Source organism: Proteus sp. G2618 (genome assembly GCF_009915995.1).
In the GTDB taxonomy this organism is placed as follows: Bacteria; Pseudomonadota; Gammaproteobacteria; order Enterobacterales; family Enterobacteriaceae; genus Proteus; species Proteus terrae.
Window position 1 is genome coordinate 50,534 of record NZ_JAABNI010000005.1, and the last position, 23,975, is coordinate 74,508.

At 37.1% G+C, this 23,975-nt stretch carries 19 protein-coding genes; 15 read left to right on the top strand and 4 right to left on the bottom strand.

Features of this window, described 5'->3' with window-relative positions; translation table 11 throughout:
• Positions 1-80: 80 nt before the first annotated feature.
• The 4 genes from deoC (at position 81) to prfH (ending at position 3,645) form a co-directional block, all read left to right on the top strand.
• Positions 81-749 carry a deoxyribose-phosphate aldolase gene (gene deoC, locus GWJ01_RS01505; protein WP_109394593.1) on the top strand — a complete coding sequence of 223 codons (669 nt, stop codon included), beginning with the start codon at positions 81-83 and terminating at the stop codon, positions 747-749.
• Positions 750-804: 55 nt separating this feature from the next.
• Positions 805-1,581, top strand: coding sequence for a DeoR family transcriptional regulator (locus tag GWJ01_RS01510; protein WP_109394595.1), 777 nt, complete (start codon positions 805-807; stop codon positions 1,579-1,581).
• A 316-nt stretch (positions 1,582-1,897) separates the two neighbouring features.
• On the top strand, positions 1,898-3,034 hold the full coding sequence (locus GWJ01_RS01515; protein ID WP_161710617.1) for an RNA ligase RtcB family protein: 1,137 nt from the start codon (positions 1,898-1,900) through the stop codon (positions 3,032-3,034).
• Positions 3,034-3,645 carry a peptide chain release factor H gene (gene prfH / locus GWJ01_RS01520; protein WP_109401937.1) on the top strand — a complete coding sequence of 204 codons (612 nt, stop codon included), beginning with the start codon at positions 3,034-3,036 and terminating at the stop codon, positions 3,643-3,645. The genes GWJ01_RS01515 and prfH overlap by 1 nt, the downstream gene beginning before the upstream one ends.
• 221 nt (positions 3,646-3,866) lie before the next feature.
• On the opposite strand, the gene GWJ01_RS01525 is transcribed toward prfH, so the two are convergent.
• From GWJ01_RS01525 to dpaL, 4 genes are all read right to left on the bottom strand, one after another.
• On the bottom strand, positions 3,867-5,141 hold the full coding sequence (locus GWJ01_RS01525; RefSeq protein WP_109394600.1) for an MFS transporter: 1,275 nt from the start codon (positions 5,139-5,141) through the stop codon (positions 3,867-3,869).
• A gap of 95 nt (positions 5,142-5,236) precedes the next feature.
• The gene (locus GWJ01_RS01530) at positions 5,237-6,823 is read right to left on the bottom strand and encodes an N-acyl-D-amino-acid deacylase family protein (RefSeq protein ID WP_161710618.1); all 1,587 of its coding nucleotides are present in this window, start codon (positions 6,821-6,823) and stop codon (positions 5,237-5,239) included.
• A 72-nt stretch (positions 6,824-6,895) separates the two neighbouring features.
• Positions 6,896-8,080, bottom strand: a complete 1,185-nt coding sequence (locus GWJ01_RS01535) for a YgeY family selenium metabolism-linked hydrolase (protein WP_161710619.1) — start codon at positions 8,078-8,080, stop codon at positions 6,896-6,898.
• Positions 8,081-8,110: 30 nt separating this feature from the next.
• Positions 8,111-9,328, bottom strand: a complete 1,218-nt coding sequence (gene dpaL / locus GWJ01_RS01540) for a diaminopropionate ammonia-lyase (protein ID WP_109394606.1) — start codon at positions 9,326-9,328, stop codon at positions 8,111-8,113.
• Between the two features lie 361 nt (positions 9,329-9,689).
• On the opposite strand from dpaL, the gene GWJ01_RS01545 reads away from it, so the two are divergent.
• The 11 genes from GWJ01_RS01545 (at position 9,690) to dndE (ending at position 23,574) form a co-directional block, all read left to right on the top strand.
• Positions 9,690-11,498, top strand: coding sequence for a sigma-54 interaction domain-containing protein (locus GWJ01_RS01545; protein WP_272927634.1), 1,809 nt, complete (start codon positions 9,690-9,692; stop codon positions 11,496-11,498).
• Positions 11,499-12,136: 638 nt separating this feature from the next.
• Positions 12,137-12,715, top strand: a complete 579-nt coding sequence (locus GWJ01_RS01550; protein ID WP_109401940.1) for a fimbrial protein — start codon at positions 12,137-12,139, stop codon at positions 12,713-12,715.
• Positions 12,716-12,772: 57 nt separating this feature from the next.
• Complete coding sequence (locus GWJ01_RS01555; RefSeq protein WP_109394612.1) at positions 12,773-13,453, top strand: fimbrial biogenesis chaperone; 681 nt, start codon at positions 12,773-12,775, stop codon at positions 13,451-13,453.
• Between the two features lie 19 nt (positions 13,454-13,472).
• The gene (locus GWJ01_RS01560) at positions 13,473-15,974 is read left to right on the top strand and encodes a fimbria/pilus outer membrane usher protein (RefSeq protein WP_231135712.1); all 2,502 of its coding nucleotides are present in this window, start codon (positions 13,473-13,475) and stop codon (positions 15,972-15,974) included.
• 9 nt (positions 15,975-15,983) lie between these two features.
• Complete coding sequence (locus tag GWJ01_RS01565; protein ID WP_109401941.1) at positions 15,984-17,042, top strand: fimbrial protein; 1,059 nt, start codon at positions 15,984-15,986, stop codon at positions 17,040-17,042.
• Positions 17,043-17,248: 206 nt separating this feature from the next.
• Positions 17,249-17,593: a cell envelope integrity TolA C-terminal domain-containing protein gene (locus GWJ01_RS18760; protein WP_157957600.1), complete on the top strand. Its 345-nt coding sequence runs from the start codon at positions 17,249-17,251 to the stop codon at positions 17,591-17,593.
• 34 nt (positions 17,594-17,627) lie between these two features.
• A complete protein-coding gene (locus tag GWJ01_RS01575; protein WP_228766770.1) occupies positions 17,628-17,903 on the top strand; it encodes a helix-turn-helix transcriptional regulator in 276 nt (91 codons plus the stop codon).
• Positions 17,904-18,514: 611 nt separating this feature from the next.
• Positions 18,515-19,600: a DNA sulfur modification protein DndB gene (gene dndB, locus GWJ01_RS01580; protein WP_161710620.1), complete on the top strand. Its 1,086-nt coding sequence runs from the start codon at positions 18,515-18,517 to the stop codon at positions 19,598-19,600.
• A complete protein-coding gene (gene dndC, locus GWJ01_RS01585) occupies positions 19,597-21,231 on the top strand; it encodes a DNA phosphorothioation system sulfurtransferase DndC (protein ID WP_161710621.1) in 1,635 nt (544 codons plus the stop codon). The genes dndB and dndC overlap by 4 nt, the downstream gene beginning before the upstream one ends.
• Positions 21,221-23,221, top strand: coding sequence for a DNA sulfur modification protein DndD (dndD, locus tag GWJ01_RS01590; RefSeq protein ID WP_161710622.1), 2,001 nt, complete (start codon positions 21,221-21,223; stop codon positions 23,219-23,221). The genes dndC and dndD overlap by 11 nt, the downstream gene beginning before the upstream one ends.
• A complete protein-coding gene (dndE, locus tag GWJ01_RS01595; protein WP_161710623.1) occupies positions 23,221-23,574 on the top strand; it encodes a DNA sulfur modification protein DndE in 354 nt (117 codons plus the stop codon). Before dndD ends, dndE begins: the two co-directional genes overlap by 1 nt.
• The last annotated feature ends 401 nt before the right edge of the window (positions 23,575-23,975 follow it).

Here is a 23,975-nt window from a genome sequence, read left to right on the forward strand (position 1 = left end):
TTATCTCGTTAAAACAGCACTAATATGTTGCCAAACTAACATGAATGATAAATAACAATCTTCTTATTAAGGAATATACAATGCGTCCATTAGCTAATTATATCGATCATACCCTTCTTGCTGCAGATACAACTGAAGCACAAATCAAGAAATTGTGTGCTGAAGCAGCTGAACATGGTTTCTTCTCTGTTTGTATTAACACTTCTTACATCCCTTTAGCAAGAACTTGCCTTAAAGGAAGTGATGTAAAAGTATGTTGTGTTATCGACTTCCCATTTGGTGCTGGTTTAACAGCAACAAAAGCATTTGAAGCGGCTGAAGCTATTCGTCAAGGCGCACAAGAAGTCGATATGGTTATCAATATCGGTATGTTAAAAAGCGGTCGTTTAGACTTCGTAAAACAAGATATTGAAGCAGTAAAAGCAGCTTGTGGTAATACAACTCTGAAAGTTATTTTAGAAACTTGCTTATTAACTGACGACGAAGTACGTTTAGTTTGTGAAATATGTCGTGAGATCCGCGTTGATTTTGTGAAAACATCAACAGGATACAGTACAATGGGCGCTACAGAACATCATGTTGCATTAATGCGTAAAACAGTGGGTGATGAAGTGGGCGTGAAAGCATCAGGTGGTGTTCGCGATCGTCAAACAGCATTAAACATGATCAAAGCAGGTGCAACACGTATCGGTGCTAGCGCAAGTGTCGCTATCGCAACAGATTCAGATGCACCTGAATCAAACTACTAATTATTTAGCGTATATTTTCTTGGAGTACGCTATTCGATAACACAAGGATCCTTCGGTGATAGAGACCAAACAGCACGAACGTTTGCGCCGCCTCAGTGAATGCATTAAACGCTCAGGTCGCATACATCTTAAAGATGCCGCGAGGATCCTTGAAGTTTCTGAAATGACAATTAGGCGCGACCTTAGTTCTGACGCCGAAAACCCTTTTCCAATGTCATTATTAGGTGGTTATGTTGTTGCATTAGCCCAGCCTCATTCAGGGTTAATTTCAACATCCTCTGGTATTATTACGCCGGATCAAACCGAAGAACTTCATATTCCTAACCTTGCCGCAGGTATGGTCTCTGATGGCGATGTTCTTTTTTTCGATAATGGACAACTTATTCCTACACTGATTGAGCTGATTCCCGATAACCTGCATTTCACCGGAATTTGTTATTCTCATCGCGTATTTTTGGCATTAAGCCAGAAGAAAAATGCCACCGTATTACTCTGCGGAGGTGAATATCGCCCTAAAAGTGATTCTTTCTATAATCCTACCCAACCTTCTTATCTTGATAGCATTAATCCTAAGAAAGCTTTTATTTCAGCTGAAGGTGTTCATCTCGATTTTGGCGTTACCTGTTATAACATCGACGATCTTTATATGAAGAAAAAAGCGATGGATAAATCTATTCGTAAAATTTTACTCACCAAATATCACTATTTTGATGAAACAGCGACAGGCAATATGGGCGATTTAGCTCAGTTTGATGTTGTGATCACAGATAGAAAATTGACGGATGATTACGAAGATTATTGCCGAAAAAGCTCAGTAAAAGTGATTTATTAATTAATTTAAAATAGAGAGCTAACTAAAATAGATAATAAAAAAAATTTAGCCTTAAATTAAATAAATTACATTTATTCTCTTTTATAAAAACAAAGAAAATTCACGCCACTTTTTGATTGCCAAGGCAAAAAAAAGTGGTTACTATGCCCGCGATTTATTATTTCTCCCCATTTTAATTAACGCAAGGAGGTATCCCATGACAACTACAAATATGAATACTCTTTGCGGACAATCTCAGAAGTAATCCTTTTTTCCTTCTTTTTGCTGTCCGCCAATCAATTTATTTTTTTATCCTTTACATTATATGGATTGGTATATGGACAAGTGTGTTCATTATTTATCTGATAGCGTTTGTTATATCGCATCGGATAATACTTGGATTGAAAGCAAAGCAATCCAACAATTAGAAACAACGGCTCAACTTCCTGATATGGCTTATGTAGCAGGTATGCCAGACCTACATCCAGGTCGCGGTTATCCTATTGGAGCAGCCTTTTTTTCTGTTAATCGTTTTTACCCTGCCTTAGTCGGAAATGATATTGGCTGTGGTATGACACTCTTTCAAACTGAATTTAAAAACAGCAAACTTAACTTAGATAAAGCAGAAAAACAGTTAAGTGAAATGAGTGATATCGCACCTTCAGAATGGTTAGAAACACATCTACCGACTGAAATGCAAAACCACCCTTTTGCTGGATCTTTAGGCTCTATTGGTGGTGGTAATCACTTTGCTGAATTCCAACAAATTGACCAAGTGATCAATGAAACGCTTTTCGCTGAAAGTGGTATCAATAAAAAACAGTTATTGCTACTCGTTCACAGCGGATCGAGAGGCTTAGGACAATCTATCTTACGTGCCCATACAGAACAGTTTGGTCATAAAGGGCTGATTACTAACACCGAAGATGCAAATGAATATTTGCAAGCTCACAATAATGCACTTGATTATGCAAAGATTAATCGTCGCCTTATTGGTGAAAGAATGATGCGCCAAATCCGTACTCAAGGTGAAGTTATTTCTGATGTAAATCATAATCTTGTGGAGCCTTGTGAGTTATATGGTCAACAAGGCTGGTTACATCGAAAAGGTGCAACACCGGCACATCACGATATGGTCGTTATTCCAGGTTCACGCGGTGATTATAGCTATATTGTTAAGCCAATTGTGTCTGAATTAAGCCTTCATTCATTACCACATGGTGCAGGCAGAAAATGGATGCGTACCGAGTGTAAAGGCCGTTTATCACACCGTTTTACACCCTTACAACTTTCACGAACTGCATTAGGTAGCCGTATTATTTGTGCCAATAAACAGCTGATTTATGAAGAAGCACCACAATCTTACAAATCAATTGAGACTGTGATTGAAAGTATGGTGAACATTGGATTAGTCGAAGTTATTGCACGTTTAAAACCGGTGATCACCTATAAAACAAGTGGGGAGATGGCGTAATGTTATTACAATTCACCTCCGCACAAGGCCCTGAAGAGTGTTGTTTAGCCGTTGAAAAAGCCTTAAATTACTTTTTGAAATCAACGATAAAACAGCAAGTGAAGGTTACTGTTCTTGAAAAAGAGCCTTCACGTCATGGTTTAAAATCTGCGTTAATTTCTCTTGAAGGTAGTGATGCACAAGCTATCGCACAACAATGGGCAGGTTCAGTGCAATGGCAGTGTGCAAGCACATTACGACCACGACATAAGCGTAAAAACTGGTTTATTGGTGTTGCTTGTTTTGAACAACCTGATGAAATTAATGACAAAGACATTGTCTTTGAAACCATGCGTTCCAATGGCCCCGGTGGACAGCATGTTAACAAAACAGAATCTGCGGTCAGAGCAACACATATTGCCACTGGTATTAGTGTAAAAGTGCAATCAGAGCGTAGTCAGCACGCTAATAAAAAGCTCGCTAAACAACTTATTGCATGGCATTTAGAGGCTTATATGAGGAAGCAACACGCCTCATTAAATAGCCAACGCCATATTGCCCATCACCGAGTTATTCGTGGCGATGCCACACTCTGTTTTAGTGGTAATGACTTTGTTCTAATAAACAAATAATGTTATTAATCTAACAAAAGCAAAGCCACGATTTTTAATCGTGGCTTTTTTAAGACAAAAGTATCCTGCAATAAGATTTTTTAAATTAAAAAATCAATAAAGCGTATAGTGAGTTTTAATAAATAAATCTTACAGTTAATACATTTATTTTATTTAATTAATCTTATTTCTTTTAATAACATCACACTTATTTAAATATAAACGTTATCAATACTGATTAATTAAACGGGTGCTGGTGTATTTCTCATTTTAACAGTGAACGTCACAACAGCAGAGGCAACCAATGCAATTATCATAAACATAAATGCACTGTCATAACTACCGCCACTGGCTTTAATTAAGAATCCCATCACCGGTGCGGAAACCACACCCGCCATTTGCCCACCGAAGTTAACAATTCCTGAAGCACGGCCCATGATTTTATTCGGGATAGTATCCATTAAAATACCCCAGAACATTGCCATGGCGAAGAACATAAATAATGCTGAAATACACTGATATACAACAGCCATATCGGCACTTTCAACGGTATATGTCATATATAAGAAGCCTGCTGCAATCACTGCGGTAACCATATATAACCATTTACGCTGTGATTTACATTTATCAGAAACATAACCCCCTAATAATGTACCACCAGCACCAAATAAGAATGGAATAGCCGCCATTACCCCGGTTTTAGCCAAAGAGAATTCACGAACAGTAATTAAATAACTTGGTAACCATGTTGAGAATCCCCAGAAGGTAATATCAAACAGAAACCAAATCGCTGCCATTTGCCACAATACTGGCATCTTTAAAACGTCTTTAAAAGGTACCGCTTCAACAGGTTTATCCGTTAATGTACCATCTGCCGCTAATTCATCGAGATCTTGCTGAGTAATACTTGGATGATCTTTTGGATTATCACGAGTGAAGAAGTAAATACCTGCAGCAATTAATAAACCCGGAATACCTAAAACAATAAACACCATATGCCAGCCAAAAGCACCGATAATACTCGCTGCAACAATGACAGCTAATGCTGGCCCTAAGGTATTTACTGTTGATTGAATTGCCGTTGCACGACCACGCTCTTTAGATGGGAAATAAGTTGAGATCATTTTCCAAGAGGCAGAGGGAAAACAGCCTTCACCAATACCAAATAAGAATCGCACGGCAAGCATTAACGGTAATGTAAACACCATACCCGTTAAGCTGGTGAATACTGACCACCATGCAATACCGATCGCCATGATTTTACGCGCACCGAAGCGGTCAGCTAAGAAACCACCTGGTATTTGGAATGCCGCATAACCGACAAAAAACGCACTGATTATTAAGCCTTGTTGGGTGGTATCAAGATTAAGATCACGTCCAATAAAGGGTAATGAAACACTCATTACCATTCTATCTAAGAATGAAAGTAACCATGCTAACCAAATTAAGGATAAAACGGTATAACGAGCTTTCCATGTTTTCTTCTGATGAAGGTCTGGAATAATATTTGAACTCATTTTCCTGTTCCTCAGGTAAGGGGAAACCATCACGGTTGAATAACAACCGTGATAAACAGAGATAAGGTTTAACGTTTAAGAGCGCTATTGTGCGGCTATGCTCTTAAAACATGACCGCTACAAGCGTAACTTTCGACCCCATTAATTAATGCGATACGACCATTGACCATTACCAAGTCGATCCCTTCTGGATATTGGTTTGGTTCAACAAACGTACCTTTATCAATAATGGTTTCAGGATCAAACATCACAATATCTGCGGCATATCCCTCTTTAATTAAGCCTCTGTCGGTTAATCGAAGGACTTCGGCAGGTTTACCTGTCATTTTGCGGATAGCTTGTTCCCAAGTGAGACATTTTTCTTCTCTGACGTATTTCCCTAAAACACGAGGGAATGCACCGAATACACGGGGATGAGGCTTACCTGCACCCATTAACCCATCAGTACATACGTTTTGTTCAGGACGACATAAGAATTTGATAACGTGTTCTTCTGTACCGTAAAAATCCACCATTCCTACCGCATTTTCTTCTTCATATAGCAGATCGAAAGTTGCGTTGTACGGATCTTTACCTCTCAATTCCCCTAGCTCTACAAGGCTAAGGCCAACGGCATCTTGGTTTTTTTCTGTTTTAGAACTAGTGACATAAATATTTTCTAACCCTGCGAAATCAATAAAGTTATCCCAACCCGGAATGCCTTTTTCGATATCTTCAATCATCTTTTTACGCAATTCAGGAGAAGCTAAGCGCTCTAATAATTTTTCTGTACCTCCTGCGTGAACCCAAGGCGGTAAGATCACCCCAAGCATGGTACTACCAGCTACATACGGATATTGGTCAAAAGAGATACGGATGCCCTCTTTTTGTGCTTGATCTAACATACCAAGCATTTCATCGATTAATCCCCAGTTTTTCTTACCACAAACTTTCATATGGGAAATATGCAACCAAACACCGGATGCTTTAGCAATATCAATAAGCTCTTGAGTCGATTGAATAATATCGTCAGCTTCACTGCGCTGGTGAACGACAAAAATACCATTGTGTTTTGCTGTCACCTTACAAAGTTCGATCATTTCAGCCGTATCACCAAAGGCACAAGGCATATAAATCAATCCTGTTGATAAACCAAATGCACCAGCTTTTAATTCACGCTCTAAGATCTCACACATCTTAGCGACATCTTCACGAGTAGAAGGATTACCTTCTAATCCCATCGCTTCCATTCGGATGTTGCCATGAGGAACAAGGTAAGCAAGATTCGTTGCAGAGCCTCTAGCTTCCAACATACCTAAGTAACCTTCGGTATTCTTAAAATGCCAATCAATACTGTCAGAATCACCATCTAAACCTGCAATATTCTTGCGCCATGCTGAAATATATTGTTCTGGCAATGGTGCTAACGCGACACCATCTTGCCCTAACAATTCAGTAGTGATCCCTTGGCGAATTTTGGCGGATAAAGCAGGATTAAGCAGAGCAGACAAATCAGAGTGAGTATGCGTATCAATAAAACCGGGACAAACTATTTTCCCTGTTGCATCAATAATCTGATCATTTGTTTTTGCATCAAACTGGCCGATTTTTATTATTTTTCCTTCATTAACCACAACATCAGCTTGAAATGCACTTGCCCCTGTTCCATCAATAACAGTGGCGTTTTTAAATATTGTTTTCATTCTGTTATTTCTCCAAAGAGCATCTGACTGTTTTGTCAGATACTCTTCTAGTAAGGATTTATTTCGTAAGAATTAAAGGTGGTAAAGGCTATTCATAATGCTGTAGTAACCGCTCGCAGCACCTGTTAGTTGTTCAATTTCGATATATTCATCAATGGTGTGCGCCAAGTTTTCTCGGGATGGACCAAAACCAATGGTTTTAATACCCGCTTCACCTGCATAGTGACTACCGTTAGTACAGAAAGAGTATTGTGTGACTGTAGGGTTAAAGCCCGATTCATGCAGCCCTTTTAAAACGCTTTGTACATAAGGATCGCTCTCTTCTAATACCCAACCAGGGAAGAAACGTTCACCTTCAATAGTGGCTCCGGTGTAACATTTTTCAGTACCGTAGGCATAAGAGACTTTAGCTTTAAAATCAGCATCTTGAGAAGAAAGTTCATCAATCGCTTTTTGTAATGGTGCAAGCACTTGCTCTTTAGTTTCACCCACTAATAAACGGCGATCGTAAGTGGCACGACAATACTCAGGTACAACCGAAGCGCCAGGATAAGGTGATGATTTAATATCCGTTAGTTCTAAGATCCCTTTTCCTAATACAGGATGAACCGATGGCGTTAATGTTCTGATCTTCTCGATCAGTTTTGCCATTTTATAAACAGAGTTGATCCCAGCATCTGGATTAGCGGAGTGAGCGGGTTTACCAAAAGTTTCAACAACAATTTCAGCACGACCACGTTGCCCAATCTTGAGGTTTAATTCGGAGGCTTCACCAATCACCACATAGTCTGGTTTATAGCGCTCAGAAACGAGTCTTGCGGCAACACCTTCAAAACACTCTTCATGCACAATACAAGAGACATAAATGCGGCCAGCAAAGTTACGCTGATTATCTTGACCATAAAAACCTATCGCCGAAATCATAGCAGCGACAGCACCTTTCATATCACTGGTGCCACGGCCATAAATCTTGCCGTCTTTTATTTCTGCACCATAAGGCTTTTCTTTCCAGTCACGCTCACTAACCGGTACGGTGTCGATATGACCATCAAAAACAAGGGTTTTCCCTGGATGTTGACCTATAATTCCGCCAATGATATTGCCGTATTTATCAATATGAATATCGTCAAAATCATAGTTTTTCATCATCTCTTCTATGACCTTAACAACGTTACCTTCTTCACCTGAATAGCTTTTTTGTTGGATTAATAATTGGCAATTCTTAATAACTTCATCAAATCGGTTTGCTGATAACATACTGTTCACTCCAAAAGACTTATTTGTTTTTTAAAATTGTTTGAAGCTAGGCAACTCACCATCCCACACGATATCGCGATAACGTTCAGGATCGGTGTCACCTTCAGTGCTTATCACAAGCACTCTTGCATTTTCATCTAATCCCAGCTCTTCTTTCGCGCTCTGATAAACAGGCGATTGCATCAAAATAGAGAGCAAACCTGTTGTCACTGCGCCAGATTCACCAGAAATGATATGCGGATCACCGGGTAAAGGGTTCCCTAAAATCCGCATTCCCCTAGTCGCGACGGCATCAGGGCAAGAGAAAAATGCCGCTGAATAATCGCGTAATAAATTCCAACCAATACTATTCGCTTCACCACAAGCAAGCCCTGCCATCACAGTTTGTAGATCCCCACCAACAGGAATAGCATCCGCTTTACCTGATACCGCAGATTGATATAAGCAATCAGCAATACGCGCTTCAGCCACAATCACTTTCGGTGCTTGTTTACCATAAGCCGCAGTTACCATGCCTTGTACCATACCCGCAAAAGAGCCTACACCGGCTTGCACAAAAATATGCGTCGGAGGTACTTCATGTAATTGCGCGAGAGATTCCAGCATTAAAGTGCCGTAGCCTTGCATGATCCAAAGTGGGATCTCTTCATAACCATCCCACGCAGTATCTTGAACCACTATCCAGCCGTATTTTTCAGCCATTTCAGCCGTCATTCTCACTGCATCGTCATAGTTCATATCAACGATTTCAGCGACGGCACCTTCACGTAAAATGGCATCCAAACGTTCTTGCGATGATCCTTTTGGCATATAGACCACAGCTTTTTGCTTTAACTGTCTTGCCATCCAAGCAACACCGCGTCCATGATTCCCGTCAGTGGTTGTCGCAAAAGTTACGCCATTTAACTTTTTCCTGATCTCATCACTGATCATTACCTCATAAGGTAATTCACTTATGTCCATTTCGAGGAAATCAGCAATATGGCGTGCCATCGCATAAGCACCACCTAACGCTTTAAATGCTTTTAAACCAAAACGGAAAGACTCGTCTTTGAGATATAACTCACCAACCCCTAAGGTTTTGGCTAACTGGGGTAAATGAAATAACGGTGTAGGTGCGTATCCTGGAATAGTTCTGTGAAAATCTAACGCTTTGGCTAACTCTTCATAACGAAAAGGGACAAGCTCAGCGGTTGGTTTTCGCGTAAATGAACTTTGGTTAATCAGGTACTGCAATTGCTCCTGCATGGAATTACCTCTTAATCACACTTTAAAATTCGCGATAACCCAATATCGCGATTAATCGGAATACATAGGGTTATCCCCTATATCGCAATATGTATGCCAACTCACTCAAAAAGCATTGAATAAAAACATAACAATTTGATTTTAAATATTTTTATTGTTTTAACGATTAAGAGATGAAATTAATGGTGCAGAAAAGCTGTGATCTAGGCGGTTTTATTTAAGTGATAAATTATCAATAATAATAAACTGTGTGAGCTTTATACAAAAATCACATAACAAACTAATAAATAACAACTAAATTTAACGCCATAAACAGGTGGTGATAATTTATTATCAAAATTGATAATTTTAAGGTGAGAATATGATGCACTCATTACTCAGTACCCTACAAGATGAAATCAGCAAGTACACTGATGCCATTGCCGGTATCACCGGTACCGATGTTGAAATTATTGATAACAACTTAATTCGTATTGCTGGTACAGGTCGTTATCGCTATATGCTCAATCAAGACGTCTCCAGTAATGGGTATATTTATCGCCATGTACTACAGGTTCAAAAAACCATTCTGATTGAAGATCCAAAAGAGAACGATCTCTGCCAACTCTGTCAAAATCGCTTAACCTGTACCGAAGAGCTTGATCTAAATGCGCCAATTTTTCTTAATAATCAAGTTATTGGTGTCATTGGTATTATCTGTTCTAACCGAGAACAAAAAAAATTCCTGATGAAACAAAAGCAGGCTTTTATTACCTTTATAGAACAATTTTCAGAGATGATCTCAAGCCGTGTTTTTGAATGCCTTGAAAGGCTTAGAGAGCAAGAACGATTTGGTACTTTCCGTAACTTGATTGATGTAATGGATAGAGGTGTTATTGCGATCGATAGCCAAGGCAAAATTTGGCACGCCAATCTTTCTGCTTTACGCTTTTTTGATTGTGAATTGATTGGTCAATCTCTCGATATCCAGATGACAGGCGATATTCTTTATGGCGATGAAGAAGCATGGTTGGTATTAAACCAACAACGCTATCATGTTCTGTGTAAAAAAATTACATTTTCATCGGTTGATAATGACCAACTCAGCATGGTTATCTTTCATGATGCTCGTGATTATATGACACAAGTAAATACCCTCTCTGTTGATGAAAATCCCCACTCCCCTTTAATTGGCAACTCACAAAATATGCTTCAATTAAAAAGCATGTTAAGCAAAGTCGCCGTTAGTCACGCCAGCGTACTTATCACCGGAGAAAGCGGTTCAGGTAAAGAAGTGGTTGCTTACACTATTCACCAACAAAGCCTACGCACAAAACAACCTTTTATTACCATTAACTGTGCAGCTATCCCAGAACAATTACTGGAAAGTGAGCTCTTTGGTTATGTACGTGGTGCATTTAGTGGCGCTGATCCTAAAGGGCGTATTGGTAAATTTGAATTAGCGCATGGTGGAAGCCTATTCCTAGATGAAATTGGGGATATGCCTTTGCATTTACAAGCCAAGCTTTTACGCGTACTTCAAGAAAAAAGCATTACTCGTGTTGGCTCTAATAATATGATCAATATTGATGTGAGGATCATTGCCGCCACCAATAAAGATCTGCGTGAAATGGTAAATAAAGGACAATTTCGTGAAGATCTGTTTTATCGCCTGAATGTTGTTCCGATCCACACTCCCGCATTACGTGATCATCGGGAAGACATCGCAGAGCTTGCGCAATTTTTTGCCGACGATTTAGCATTAACCTATCAGCGACCTGTAGCGAAGATCCCCAACTCTATTATTAACTACTTATATTCCTATGATTGGCCCGGCAATATCAGAGAGCTACGCAATGTGATTGAGTATATGTATGTTATGCAAGGCGATACCGTTGATTTAAACCTCAGCCACCTTCCTCCTTATCTGCTAGAAAAAACAAAAACGATAAATAATAAAAATGAATACCTATTGGAACCTATAACAGAGAACAAAAAAAATAACGAGGAATCATCTCAATTAAATAAAGAAAAACATAATTTAAAAATAAAGAGACACCGATTAGAACACCAAACAATCATGCAAGTATTAGATAAAACTGGACATACTCTTGATGGGAAGAAAAAAGCTGCAGAAATATTAGGAATAAGTATTGCCACGCTATATAGAAGAATAAATAATTCGCAATAACGATAACTACCTATCTTTATTTTAATTCATCAATTTTTGACTTTCGTTTTTAGATTGATATTTCATAAGTTTTTACTTATATATATACGAAAAATTACTCTATATACTTAATTATTTGAATTTTTGTAATTTTACTATGTAAAATTACTCCGTATTTGTAACTAAATATATTATCAATAAAATAAACTTAAACTATCTTATCGTGACACCATCGTTTTACACCAGAGTAAGCAAATGAAAACATTAAGTTTTTTTCTTTAATTTTATTATAATATTAACAAATACTTTATTTTTCATAAGAAAATTTTGTAACACTCTTTATAAGACATCATTCAATAAAATCACTAAACTCCTTTCCACTCAAAGCCAATGTAGATATCATAAAGTAATCAGTATTAATTAAAACACGATACATTCAGCTAAATATGAATTTTATCTAATTAATTTATACTAACAAGCTATTTTATAAAAGATTATATCTTGTTATTTAATTTATCTTTTTAAAGCTCTTGTATATTCGGATGCTTTTACTAGATTTATAGTTGGTAATAGTAAGTTAATCTATAAATTAAATAGCATTTAATCTGTTTTCATTAAGAAAACAACTACTATTTATATAAATCTATAGAGATCACAAAATGACTATTTCGACAAAAAAACGACTTCCAATCGCTCTATTTTTTTCCGTAATAACAGCAAGTAGTGGTGCATTAGCAGCAGAAACACAGACAGGTACTTTAACTTTTAAAGGATTAATATATTCCTCTTCTTGCAGTATCGATATTAACGATACTAACTCTCCAAATGCGAACATACTAATGGGTCGTTACCCTACTAGTGCATTTGATGGAAAAGATTCTGAAGTGGGTGGTGAAAATGGTAATGGCAAAATTGAGATTACCTTAGAAAATTGCCCACCAGTAGGAAAAGTGACACTGAAATTAAATGGTAAAGCGGATAGTAGTTCTGACCAAACTTTAGCATTAGATAATCCAACTAGCTCAGATACAGCTAAAAATATAGGTATTCGTATTTACAACATTAAAGATATGAGTAAACCATTAGTTATTAATGGAAGCAAAACTGAATCCATTGATGTCGAAGGCGCTGATACATCTTGGAATGTAGAGTTTGTTGCTAAATATATCAGTACTGCCAGCACTGTTAGCCCAGGTCAAGCAGATGCAACTCTAAACTATACCATTACTTATCAATAATAATTTAAGCGTAGGCTAAAGCTTTAGCCTACGCTCTTATATAAAGGTTGTGTTTATATGTCTTTTAAAAACGTATTTTTAGGGTTAGGGTTGCTATTAAGTACCGTAACCTCAAGCTTTGCAGGTTTTGGCTTAGAGACAACTCGTGTTATTTATAATGAACAAAGTAATAATGAAGGCTTTGTAGCTTTTAATACTGATAAAGACACAAATTATTTATTACAATCTTGGATTGAAGATCTTAACGGTGAAGTTACCCAAAATTTTGTTATCACTCCCCCTTTATTAAAACTTGTTGCACAGCAAAAAAACACATTACAAGTCACTAAAAATATTACATTACCAAATGATATTGAGTCGATGTATTGGATTAACGTTAAATTTGTAGCCCCAAGCAATGAGAATTTAGAAAATGTTTTACGTTATTCCATGACAAATAAAATAAAATTAATTTATCGCCCGCAATTACTCAGTAATATAAATATTGAAGATGAAGTAAAAAAGCTTAAATGGTCATTAAAAAATGGCAATATGGTGGTTACTAATAATACCCCTTTCTTCGTAAATATTGGAAAAATAGTTCTTAACAATAATGAGATCCAAGATAATCCTGGTTATTTACCTCCAAAATCTGAAACCATTATAAAAATCAATAAAGTACAAAGTAGTCAGAATAAGATCCAACTCATTTATATTGATGATTTTGGTAAAGGCGTTCCAGTTGATTTTACATTATAACTGAGAGATTTATTTCAATATGAAAATGGAAAAGGGTTATTATTTTAATAAATCTTCACTCTATTTATTTTTAGTTGGAGGTTTAATTACCTCTCTAAATTCTTCAGCAGATGATTATTATCCACCTAACCTGTTGAATATTGAAGGTCATTTACAACAGGTAACAAATGAAGATCTGAGTGTGTTTAGGGAGTCCTCTATTGCTCCAGGCTATTATCATATCGATTTTTTTATTAATAAAAATCGTATTTTCAATCGTGAGGTTGAATTTGCGTTAATGGATAACTCAGAAAATAAAAAGAATCTAGTCCCTTTATTAACCGCTGATGAATGGTATCAAGCAGGTGTTGATATTCCCAGTGAATTAATTAAAAAAGATGAAAAGTTTATTAACATTAGTCTGATTGAACACTCTATTGGTATGCTAGATTTAAATAGAAACCAGTATGTGCTGACTTTACCGCAAAAATATATTAATGAGAATAGACTCCAACTGAACGAAATTAATAATTGGGATTCGGGTATTCCTGCAGCTTTGGTTAACTATTCATTTTCATCATTTAATCGTCGCAGTAACGGTGAAACAAACAATAGTTATTATGGCAATATCCAAAGCCAAATTAATGTTGATGCATGGCGTTTTTATAATTATTCGACATGGGCAAGAAATGAGAATGGTGAAAATAAATGGAATACATTAAGTAATGTTCTTTCTAGAGATATTTATGCTCTAAAAAGTGAATTACAGGTTGGTGATCTTTACAGTTCATCTCAGTTATTTGACTCAGTTAAATATCGTGGGTTGAAGTTAATGACAGATCGCCTAATGACACCTTACCAAAATAGAACCTATGCACCGAGTATTGTCGGTATTGCTAACTCTGAATCTATTGTTAGCATTATGCAAAATGGACAAGTTATCTACAAGAAGAGTGTACCAGCGGGACCTTTTAATATAATCGATTATTCTCCTATGAGTAGTGGAGGAAATCTATATATTAATGTTAAAGGATCTGATGGTTCTGAAAAGAATTTTATTGTGCCTTTTTCTTCTATCGCTAGCTTAGAACGAAAAGGTGAAATAAAATATAGTTTTTCAACAGGAAAATACGATAGCCATAATGCTGGTGATGGTACTTATTTAACTCAAGCTGAAGCTTTTTATGGTTTAACCGATTATGTCACACTCTATAGTGGTTTATTCGTTGCCGAAAAGTATCACTCTTTTGGTTTAGGAAGCGGGATCAATATTGGTAGTTATGGTGCAATTACAGCTGATTGGCTCTATGCAAAATCAACCGTTAATCATGATAACTCTTTAAACGGTAATGCCTTTAGAGTTAATTATTCTAAAAATATTGAACTAACCAATACAAATATTTCTGTAGTAGGCTATCGCCATTTTGATGCTAATTTTCTTAACTTCAACGATGCGATGGAATATAAAGATAAAGAATATAAAACACATGAGGGACTAAAAAATGAATATACTATGTCAATTAGCCAACCATTATTTTCAAATACTTCCTCAATAAATTTAAATTCTATTATCTATAAGTATGCTGACGGAAAAAATATCAGCTCTTACAATGTTGGATTTAATAGCTCTATAAATAAAGTTAATTACAGTATTTATTATACTTATTACGAAGGTAATCGATATAAAAATAACGATAAGAACACCTACGACTTGAGTATGAATATCAGTATTCCATTAACATGGAATGAAAATTATGTGTGGGCAAATTACGCTGTCTCGACCAATAATAACGACCAAACCTTACATACCGCACGTTTAAGCGGAACTTATGGTGAGAAAAATCAAGCCAGCTGGGATGTTTATCAAGGCTATGGCAATAAAGGCATTAATTATAGTGGCGGACTAAATAGCTCTTATAAAACCTCGTCAGCTATTATCAATGCGGGTTACTCATATTCAAAAGATAGACAGAATTTTAACTATGGTCTTAGCGGTGCTTTAGTTGCAACACAATATGGTGCAGTACTAACACCATCATTACAACAGACTAACGCTTTAATTCTCACTAAAGATACAGCTGATATTGAAGTTATTAATGGTCAATCAGTGAAAACAAACAGCCGTGGCTTAGCTATTGTTTCAGGAATGTCACCTTATCAAAAAAATAATATTAGCATTGATACTAAATCTATCCCTGCTGATACCGAAATTAGCAACAATATTATCAGCAATATGATCCCAACTAAGGGGGCATTAATTCTTGCTGATTTTGATGCTAAAAAAGGGTTCAAATTCTTTCTTACATTACAACCAATTAATAATAGTACGATCCCTATGGGTGCAAAAGCTGAAATAGAAAATGCAGATGATCAATTAGTCGCAAACTTTAATCAGCTTTATTTTGTTGCTGAAAAACCTGACGGTAAGATTAAAATTTCATGGAAGATGAATGGTGAAGAAAAAGTCTGTCATGCTTCCTATACTACAAATAATAAAATCCCCAATAATGGCTTGTATATTTTAAATACTGAGTGTAAATAAGGCAATAACATGAAAAAACAAAAAAATAGCTCAAATAATTTATTATTTTTAATTTTTACACTAGGTTTATTTTCAATACCATTTTATAGCCAAGCCGCCCCCACATGTGATGGGCGCGGGGGTGGTATTAATCATGGAACAATGGATGCTAGGGGGGGCACCATAAATTTAAGTGGCTTTATTAAAAAAAATCAAGAAGTGGCCCGGTTTGGGTTCAAACGAGATGGAGGTAATACCGCGGTTGCAACTTGTCCTGATGGTGCTGAAGCTTTTGCTTACGCAACATACAGTGAAAGTAGTGGAATTATTGCAAGTTATTATGGTGATATTGATGGAAGACCCGCTTATTACTTTACAAGACCACCTAATACTTATGATGATTATGTTTATGTCTTAATTGAAAATAGATCAGGAGCTTCATTTAGAAGCCAACCAGGGCAAGAGTTCCCTGTAATGGATAGCGAGCTAAATACTCGAGATGCAACGGTTATCATCTATTCTAATAAAGATAACCCTAAATCAAAAAGTTATCATACTCAATATATTGGATCGATATTAGTTGACCGCTTTAATCCTAGTGGTGGTACAACAGCCGTAGGCTTTAGTTATCGTGTAACAGTCAATATTGTTAGTGCTCCAACATCATGCAGCGCTGAAAATACTAACCTTATTATGAATCTTCCCAGAATATCGACCTCTGCATTTCCTAAAATAGGTTTTCCAACTGAACAGGCTTATGCTGAAGATCATCTAAAAATTAATTGTACTGGTAACGTTTCTGCCAAGATAAAACTTATGGCAAATAATACCGCAAGCTATGAAGGGCAAGAATCAGTTATTAAAGCGGATAATGAAGGCAGCCAAGATAATGCAAAAGGTATCGGCTTTGTTGTCACATCGCCATTAAGCAATGATACACGTTTAGTGAATAATCAATTTGTTAAGCTGGCTGATTTAACTAATGGCTCTACCAATGTACCATTAAAAGCAGAGTATTTTCGTTATGGTAATGAAGTAAAACCGGGCAAAGTAAATGCCTCTGCAAACTTTGTGTTGGAGTTTAATTAATAAAATACACGATAAGCAAACCAAGTTAAAAATTAAACTCACCGATTAATAACGTCATTAAATTAGATTTAATGGCGTTTTTTTATTAGCAACACAGTAAACAAGTTATTAATTAGATATAATATTCTAACTAATGCTGATAGTTATAAAAATATAATCAATCATAAAAATAAGTAACAAAATGATTTTAAAGGAAATTAATTGTCGTGAAAAAATTCATTCTACTTTTCAGTCTTTTTTTCTCTGGATCTTTAAGTGCCTCTTCCATCGATAATAGCCCTATAATAAATTTTGTAGAAAAAACCCAAAAATCAGTTAGTGCTAATTTTCATAATTCAGAAAGCTATAAAGGTAAAGAGTGCATGATTAAGGTGACACTATCTAATGATGGGGAATTATTTTCAGCTGTTGTAGATGGTAGAAATGAAAAAAATGATCAAGCACTTTGTGATGCTGGAATTGAAATTATTAAAGAGACAACATTTACTGCACCTCCAGAAGATAAGAGGATCAGCAATAAAAATACGTTTTATCTTGAGTTTAGGCCGTAGATTATGAGTAATAATGGTTGATGCAGTGATAATAATGAGCACTCAAGCGATTCTCTTATTAGATGACCAATGCGTTGATATGATATTTATAACCCGTTTAACTGGATTAACAGATAAGTGGTTTTGTAAATTGTTACAAGATGAAGAGTTTCACAAGCCTATCAAACTGGGACGTAGCCCTCGCTGGTTAAAGAGCGAGGTTAAAAATTGGTTACAAGTACGTATTACCGAGTCCATCCCCCCTCCTTCCGTATCAATAGCACCAGCTTTTAAATCTCACCGAAAATTCAACAATAAAAAAGTATCATGATTTTCATAAGACATAGCTACGCCACGACTAGAGTTGACTGGATGACTTTACCAAAATCACCATTTATCGGGGAAGGAGTCATTCCTATCGAAAATAGCCACCAGCTTAATCATCGATAACCCCCTGCTAAGATCCCCCCGATGCTGGGGGGATCTTTCTTAACAAGTACCTGAGGATTGGATAACGTTCATTTTCTAATAAGCTGATTAGCCTATTAAACCAGTTCAATGACTCTGATCTACGCCATAAAGTGATGTGGCTGTACTGGTATGATTTGATGCTGGATTTTCTGTTAGATGATTGGCTAAATTCCTTGAAGATGAAAACTGAAGAACATCTGGTGGAATGGAGAACTGGAGGCTGACGAAGGTAATGGGTGATTATTTGTTGTTTGTAACAGAACGAGTAAAGTGAATTTGCTAAGACATGAACTAACATGTTTCCATGCTCCATGTAACCGACAAATGCCAAATTAAATCATAGTAGGCATATATCAGTAGCAAACTGAGCATTATTCGTTCCATACCTATAAAATTACGTAAAAAAAGACTTAAAGCAGCCCATATTTTACGTTATAATTAACGTAATTTTGAAATATAGGAAATAGAATAATGCTTCAACAAGATTCTGACTATTGCTATTCTTTCCCTGCTGCGCGAGGAATTCAGGCCGGAAGAGCATTTTATATAGCTATGTGTCCTATGCGTATAATTCCCAAAATTTTTAGCTTCGATGAAACGGAAGTCCCGCCGGAATTGAGAGCACAGCGAATATTAAATAAAGCTCGCATACCAGAGATGGTTAAATATTTACTTGAAAATCCTAAAGATTATATTTTTTCTGCATTGACTGCATCTATAGCTGTCAACGTGCAGTTTGATGAATTTCCAAGTTCAAATAATTTAGGAATCCTTCGAGTACCGATGGAAGCTCAAATTCTGATAAATGATGGTCAGCATCGACGTAAGGCTATTGAAGATGCATTAGAAGAACGCCCAGAATTGGGACAAGATAATATCCCTGTGTTGTTTTTTGTTGATGAAGGGTTAGTTCGTAGCCAACAAATGTTTGCGGACTTAAATAAGTATGCTATTCGCCCTAGTCCATCACTTTCCACCTTATACGATCATAGAGATATAAGCTCCAATCTAGCGCGTGAATTAGCAATGTCTATAGAACCTTTTATAGGCTTAACCGAACTAGAAAAATCTAGTATTAGTATTTATTCAAACAAATTATTTACCTTAAGTAGCATTAAGCAAGCCAATAGAGCTTTGTTTGGAAAGCAACCTAAAAAAGAAAATTTTGTGGAATACCTAAATGTTGCAGCCTCTTTTTGGAAAGTAATTTTTCATGTGATGCCAGACTGGCAACTAGCAGCAAAAAAAGAAGTATCACCATCACAACTACGCCAGGAATATGTTCATGCTCATGGAATTGGATTGCAAGCTTTAGGGTTATTAGGCCACTCAGTATTGTTAGAGTACCCAGACAACTGGAAAGAAAAATTATCCAGTCTGAAAAATTTTGACTGGCGTAGAAGTAATCCTGAAATGATTAAGCGGGCAATGTCTCATGGCAAATTAAGTAAATCCAGCACAGCAATACAGCTGACTTGTAATGCAATAAAATTAGCACTATCAATTCCTCTCACCGCTGAAGAAAAAGAATTAGAAATACAAATGGTAGCCTCATGAGTAAATTAATACAGGCATATGATTTAGCCGACTATGAAGATTTTATCAATCAAGAAAATTTTGCAGGGCAACCTTTGTCACTTTACGTATCTGAAGTGCAACGCATATATTGCTCCGATAATCGCCCATGGGTAATTGGTTATAGCGGTGGAAAAGATTCTTCCGCAGTGATTACCCTTGTATACCTTGCATTATTAGGCCTCCCTCCTGAAATGAGGACCAAGGACATATTCGTGGTTTCCTCCGACACACTCGTTGAAACCCCTGTTGTAGTCGACCTAATAAAAAAAACAATGCTACAAATTGAATCGGGAGCAAAACGTGATGGCTTGCCGATCACACAGCATGCTGTTACACCAAAAACTCAAGAAACATTCTGGGTAAACCTTTTAGGTAAAGGATACCCTGCTCCGACTAGAAGTTTCCGCTGGTGTACTGAGCGGATGAAGATCAATCCTGTTAGTGAATTTATCAAAGATAAAGTATCCCAGTTTGAGGAAGTTATTGTAGTTTTAGGTTCACGTAGCAGCGAAAGTGCATCTCGTGCGCAAGTGATCGCCAAACATAAAATTGATGGTTCTAGGCTCGCAAGACACACCACATTATCTAATGCATTTATTTATACCCCTATAGATACTTGGGATGTTGAAGATGTTTGGAAGTTACTTAGAGGCGCATTCCGTTATGCGTCAGAAGATATAGAAGAGTGGGAATCACCATGGGGAGGTAATAATCGACCTCTTTGGACTTTATATATGGACTCATCTGCCCAAGGTGAATGTCCATTAGTTATTGATGAAAGCACACCTTCATGCGGAAATTCCCGTTTTGGATGTTGGACTTGTACAGTTGTCACTAAAGATAAAGCGATGGAAAGCCTGATCAAGAACGGTGAAGAGTGGATGTCTCCATTGCTGAAATACCGTGATTTGTTGGCATTTACTACTGATCCAGAAAACAAAAATACTTTCCGTAACTATAAACGCCGCTCTGGAAAAGTAAGCTATCAATATGCTAAAGATGGGGAAGAACTTACAGCTGAACGTAAGCATGTTCCCGGCCCATACTGGCTCAAATATCGTCAGCAATGGTTAAAAGACTTACTCACCATTGAACGAGATATGAATGCTCAAGGGCACAAGATTACATTAATTACTCCCCCAGAACTACATGCTATCCGCCAAGAGTGGCTGAAAGATCCTAATGAACCCGATTGGTACGATACTTTACCGGGTATTTATCACGAAGTTTACGGAAACGATCTTGACTGGGTTATCGATGATCAATCTCGTTTCAATGCTAGTGATGCAGAACTTCTTGAGCAAATAGCCCAAGGATTTGATGTGGCTCCAGAAATGGTAATGAAACTAATTGAGCTGGAAGTTTCTATGGAAGGATTAAGCCGCCGTCAGGGTATATTCGATAAACTCGGTACAATATTAAAACAAGACTGGGGCAGCCTTGAGGAAATTAAACAGCAACAAGAAACCTTACAAAAACGCAATGACAGAGATGTTCATCAAGAAGAAATTGTGAAATTGGAAAACGAACTGCAGGTATTACAGCGTAGAATTGCCGATGTAAGTGAACCAAATATATTTTCCAATGAGGAAAAAGAACGTGTTAATTAAACAACTGGTACTACGTAATTTTCGAGTTTTCAACGGAACCCATGTTATCGATTTAGCTCCAAAAAAACGTCAACACGATGATAATCCTCGTCCCATTGTCTTATTTGGTGGATTAAATGGTGCAGGAAAAACATCAATATTGTCTGCAATTCGGTTAGCATTGTACGGAAGGTTTGCATTTGGCTCTACAACTCAGCAGCAAGAATATGTGGAGGAACTCAGCACTCTAGTGCATAACGGTTCATCTTCAGGCGAGCAACCTAATGAAGCCTCAATAGAACTAGTTTTTACATACAATAAAGGTGGCCAAGAAGCCGAGTTCACAGTTACCCGTACTTGGCAAAAAGGAAAGCGAGATAAACTTTCTCTTCAACAAGATGGCAAAGTCATTCAAGGGCTGAACTACGATCAATGCCAAGGGTTTTTGAATGAATTGATACCACATGGGATTGCTGATCTATTTTTCTTCGATGGTGAAAAAATTGCAGAGCTTGCTGAAGATGAATCCGGTACTATTCTACGTACCGCAGTACGACGCTTATTAGGTTTGGATCTTATTGAAAAACTTCGTAATGATTTGATGATCTTCGTGAAGCGTCAACAATCTGGTCAACTTGCTGAATCTCAACAGCAAAACCTTTCTATTTTAGAACTAAAGATAAAAGAATTTGCTTTCAAAACAGAACAAATTCTTGAAAAAGCTGATACAGCAAAGATCCGTATTGATTTAATTTCAAAAGAAATCATGCAGTATGAGACACTTTTGAACTCACAAGGTGGTGCATTTGCTCAAACAAAAACCCAAGAAATGCAGAAAGTTGAAACCTTTATAAAAGAGAAAGATCGCCTAGAAAAAGCCCTTCGCCATGAGTGTGATAGCTCTTTACCTTATGCTCTAGCACCAAAAACACTGAGCCATTTACTTGATCAAATCAACTCTGAAATGCAGTTAAAACAAGCAAATAGCTTTAAGAAAGAGTTAAATCAATTCTTAACTCAGCTCAAACAAGATATTTCTTTTCGTTCAGGAAGCACAGGAAAAATCGCAGCTGAAGCAATAGAAGATAACTTGCAGGAATACCTTGCTGGTAAACCTAAAGGTGAACTACTGTTTGATATCTCAGAGCGTGAAGCGGGAATGATCCAGCAGTCAATCGAGCAAGACAGCAAAAAAGCTTGGCAGCGCTTTGATTTGTATCGTGATCAACTAGCTGAAATTGAAGAACAATTAGAGCAAGCAGCAGCTAACATTGCCCGTGCACCAGAAGATGACCAGCTAATGAGTATATTCGAAAAACTTCGTGAGCTAGACCGTCAGCGAGAATCAAAACGTTTGGAATATAGCTCACTATTAGAAGAAGCTAAACAAACGAAACAGCAACAATTAGACTGCGCTCGCCAAGTACAAAAAGTACATGATACCGCACGTAGCCTGCACAACTATAGCAGTGCGTTCAAGAATGCTCATGAAACCATCAACTTACTTGATAGCTATACCGAGCTCTTAACTAAGGCGAGAGTAAAAACACTTTCTACTAATTTTGAAGTTGCTTATCACAAGCTTGCTCGCAAAGAAGATTTACAACTTAATGCACACATAAATCCTGAAACATTTGATGTGGAATTAATCGATGAAACTGGCGCAGTAATCAACCGCAAGCTTCTCTCCGCAGGCGAAAAACAGATCTATGCAATTGCGATTCTTGAAGCTCTGGCAAAAACCTCTGGCCGTGATTTACCTGTGATCATAGATACCCCTCTAGGTCGCTTGGATTCTCAACATAGAGATAAATTAATTAACCATTACTTCCCATTCGCTAGCCATCAGGTGGTGTTACTATCAACAGATACAGAAGTAGATGAGCGTTACTTTGTGGATCAATTACGTGACGATATTTCCCACGCGTATGAAATCGTGTTTAATGCGCATACAAAATCATCAAAACTAAAATCTGGCTATTTTTGGGAATTAACTAAGGAGGTACTTTGATGCTCCCTAATAGAATGCAACTCAGCCGTCAGACTGAAGAACAATTAAAAAAATTAAAAGGATACACAGGAATCACTCCCAATGTAGCTGCGCGTTTAGCATTTTTCCGTTCAGTAGAAAGTGAATTTCGTTATTCGCCAGAACGAAATAATATAAAACTGGATGGCTCTCTTGTTCTTGATAAAATTACATGGCTGGGAGAAACATTGCATACTACGGAATTGGTACTGAAAATGCTTTATCCTCAAATGGCACAAAAGGATATTGTTAAGGCATGGGCCACACATGTTGAAGATGGGATTGCAGCACTACGTACCCATAGAAGCCTTAGCAGTTTTGTTAATGCCATATAGCTTAAAAAATAACCAATTAGATGTTCAGTAGCAGAGATTAAAATAAAGAATTGAACCTAAAAAATTAGGCAAATACACAATTTAAATTACAGTCTCGGTTAAGAAACTATCGCTCGGTAAAAGATTTTGTATATGGAGTATACAAATAATGGAAAATAATAAGTCGATATTCACCCCATCTTTGCTAACAAAGCATGAAAATGGCACACTAACAACGGTAATCTGTATTAGTCGCGACTTGATCTGACATATGGTAATCCCCCCGAAAAATCGATGCAGGCATAAGTAGAATTTTTTCCTAACCTGAATGCAGGGGGGATTACCAGTGCATATAACAACATCAAAGGATTATGAGGGGCCCTTTAGTCCCCTCGCCGCCAGCACGAAATTAACTAAATTTT

What these genes read in the sequence shown, in the direction of transcription:
- dndB (WP_161710620.1), top strand. Translation starts at nt 18,515, where the DNA reads ATGCTTCAACAAGATTCTGACTATTGCTATTCTTTCCCTGCTGCGCGA.
- GWJ01_RS01530 (WP_161710618.1), bottom strand. Translation starts at nt 6,823, where the DNA reads ATGAAAACAATATTTAAAAACGCCACTGTTATTGATGGAACAGGGGCA.
- dndE (WP_161710623.1), top strand. Translation starts at nt 23,221, where the DNA reads ATGCTCCCTAATAGAATGCAACTCAGCCGTCAGACTGAAGAACAATTA.
- GWJ01_RS01550 (WP_109401940.1), top strand. Translation starts at nt 12,137, where the DNA reads ATGACTATTTCGACAAAAAAACGACTTCCAATCGCTCTATTTTTTTCC.
- GWJ01_RS01515 (WP_161710617.1), top strand. Translation starts at nt 1,898, where the DNA reads ATGGACAAGTGTGTTCATTATTTATCTGATAGCGTTTGTTATATCGCA.
- prfH (WP_109401937.1), top strand. Translation starts at nt 3,034, where the DNA reads ATGTTATTACAATTCACCTCCGCACAAGGCCCTGAAGAGTGTTGTTTA.
- GWJ01_RS01545 (WP_272927634.1), top strand. Translation starts at nt 9,690, where the DNA reads ATGATGCACTCATTACTCAGTACCCTACAAGATGAAATCAGCAAGTAC.
- GWJ01_RS01525 (WP_109394600.1), bottom strand. Translation starts at nt 5,141, where the DNA reads ATGAGTTCAAATATTATTCCAGACCTTCATCAGAAGAAAACATGGAAA.
- GWJ01_RS01560 (WP_231135712.1), top strand. Translation starts at nt 13,473, where the DNA reads ATGAAAATGGAAAAGGGTTATTATTTTAATAAATCTTCACTCTATTTA.
- dpaL (WP_109394606.1), bottom strand. Translation starts at nt 9,328, where the DNA reads ATGCAGGAGCAATTGCAGTACCTGATTAACCAAAGTTCATTTACGCGA.
- GWJ01_RS01575 (WP_228766770.1), top strand. Translation starts at nt 17,628, where the DNA reads ATGAGCACTCAAGCGATTCTCTTATTAGATGACCAATGCGTTGATATG.
- dndC (WP_161710621.1), top strand. Translation starts at nt 19,597, where the DNA reads ATGAGTAAATTAATACAGGCATATGATTTAGCCGACTATGAAGATTTT.
- GWJ01_RS01565 (WP_109401941.1), top strand. Translation starts at nt 15,984, where the DNA reads ATGAAAAAACAAAAAAATAGCTCAAATAATTTATTATTTTTAATTTTT.
- GWJ01_RS01535 (WP_161710619.1), bottom strand. Translation starts at nt 8,080, where the DNA reads ATGTTATCAGCAAACCGATTTGATGAAGTTATTAAGAATTGCCAATTA.
- GWJ01_RS01555 (WP_109394612.1), top strand. Translation starts at nt 12,773, where the DNA reads ATGTCTTTTAAAAACGTATTTTTAGGGTTAGGGTTGCTATTAAGTACC.
- deoC (WP_109394593.1), top strand. Translation starts at nt 81, where the DNA reads ATGCGTCCATTAGCTAATTATATCGATCATACCCTTCTTGCTGCAGAT.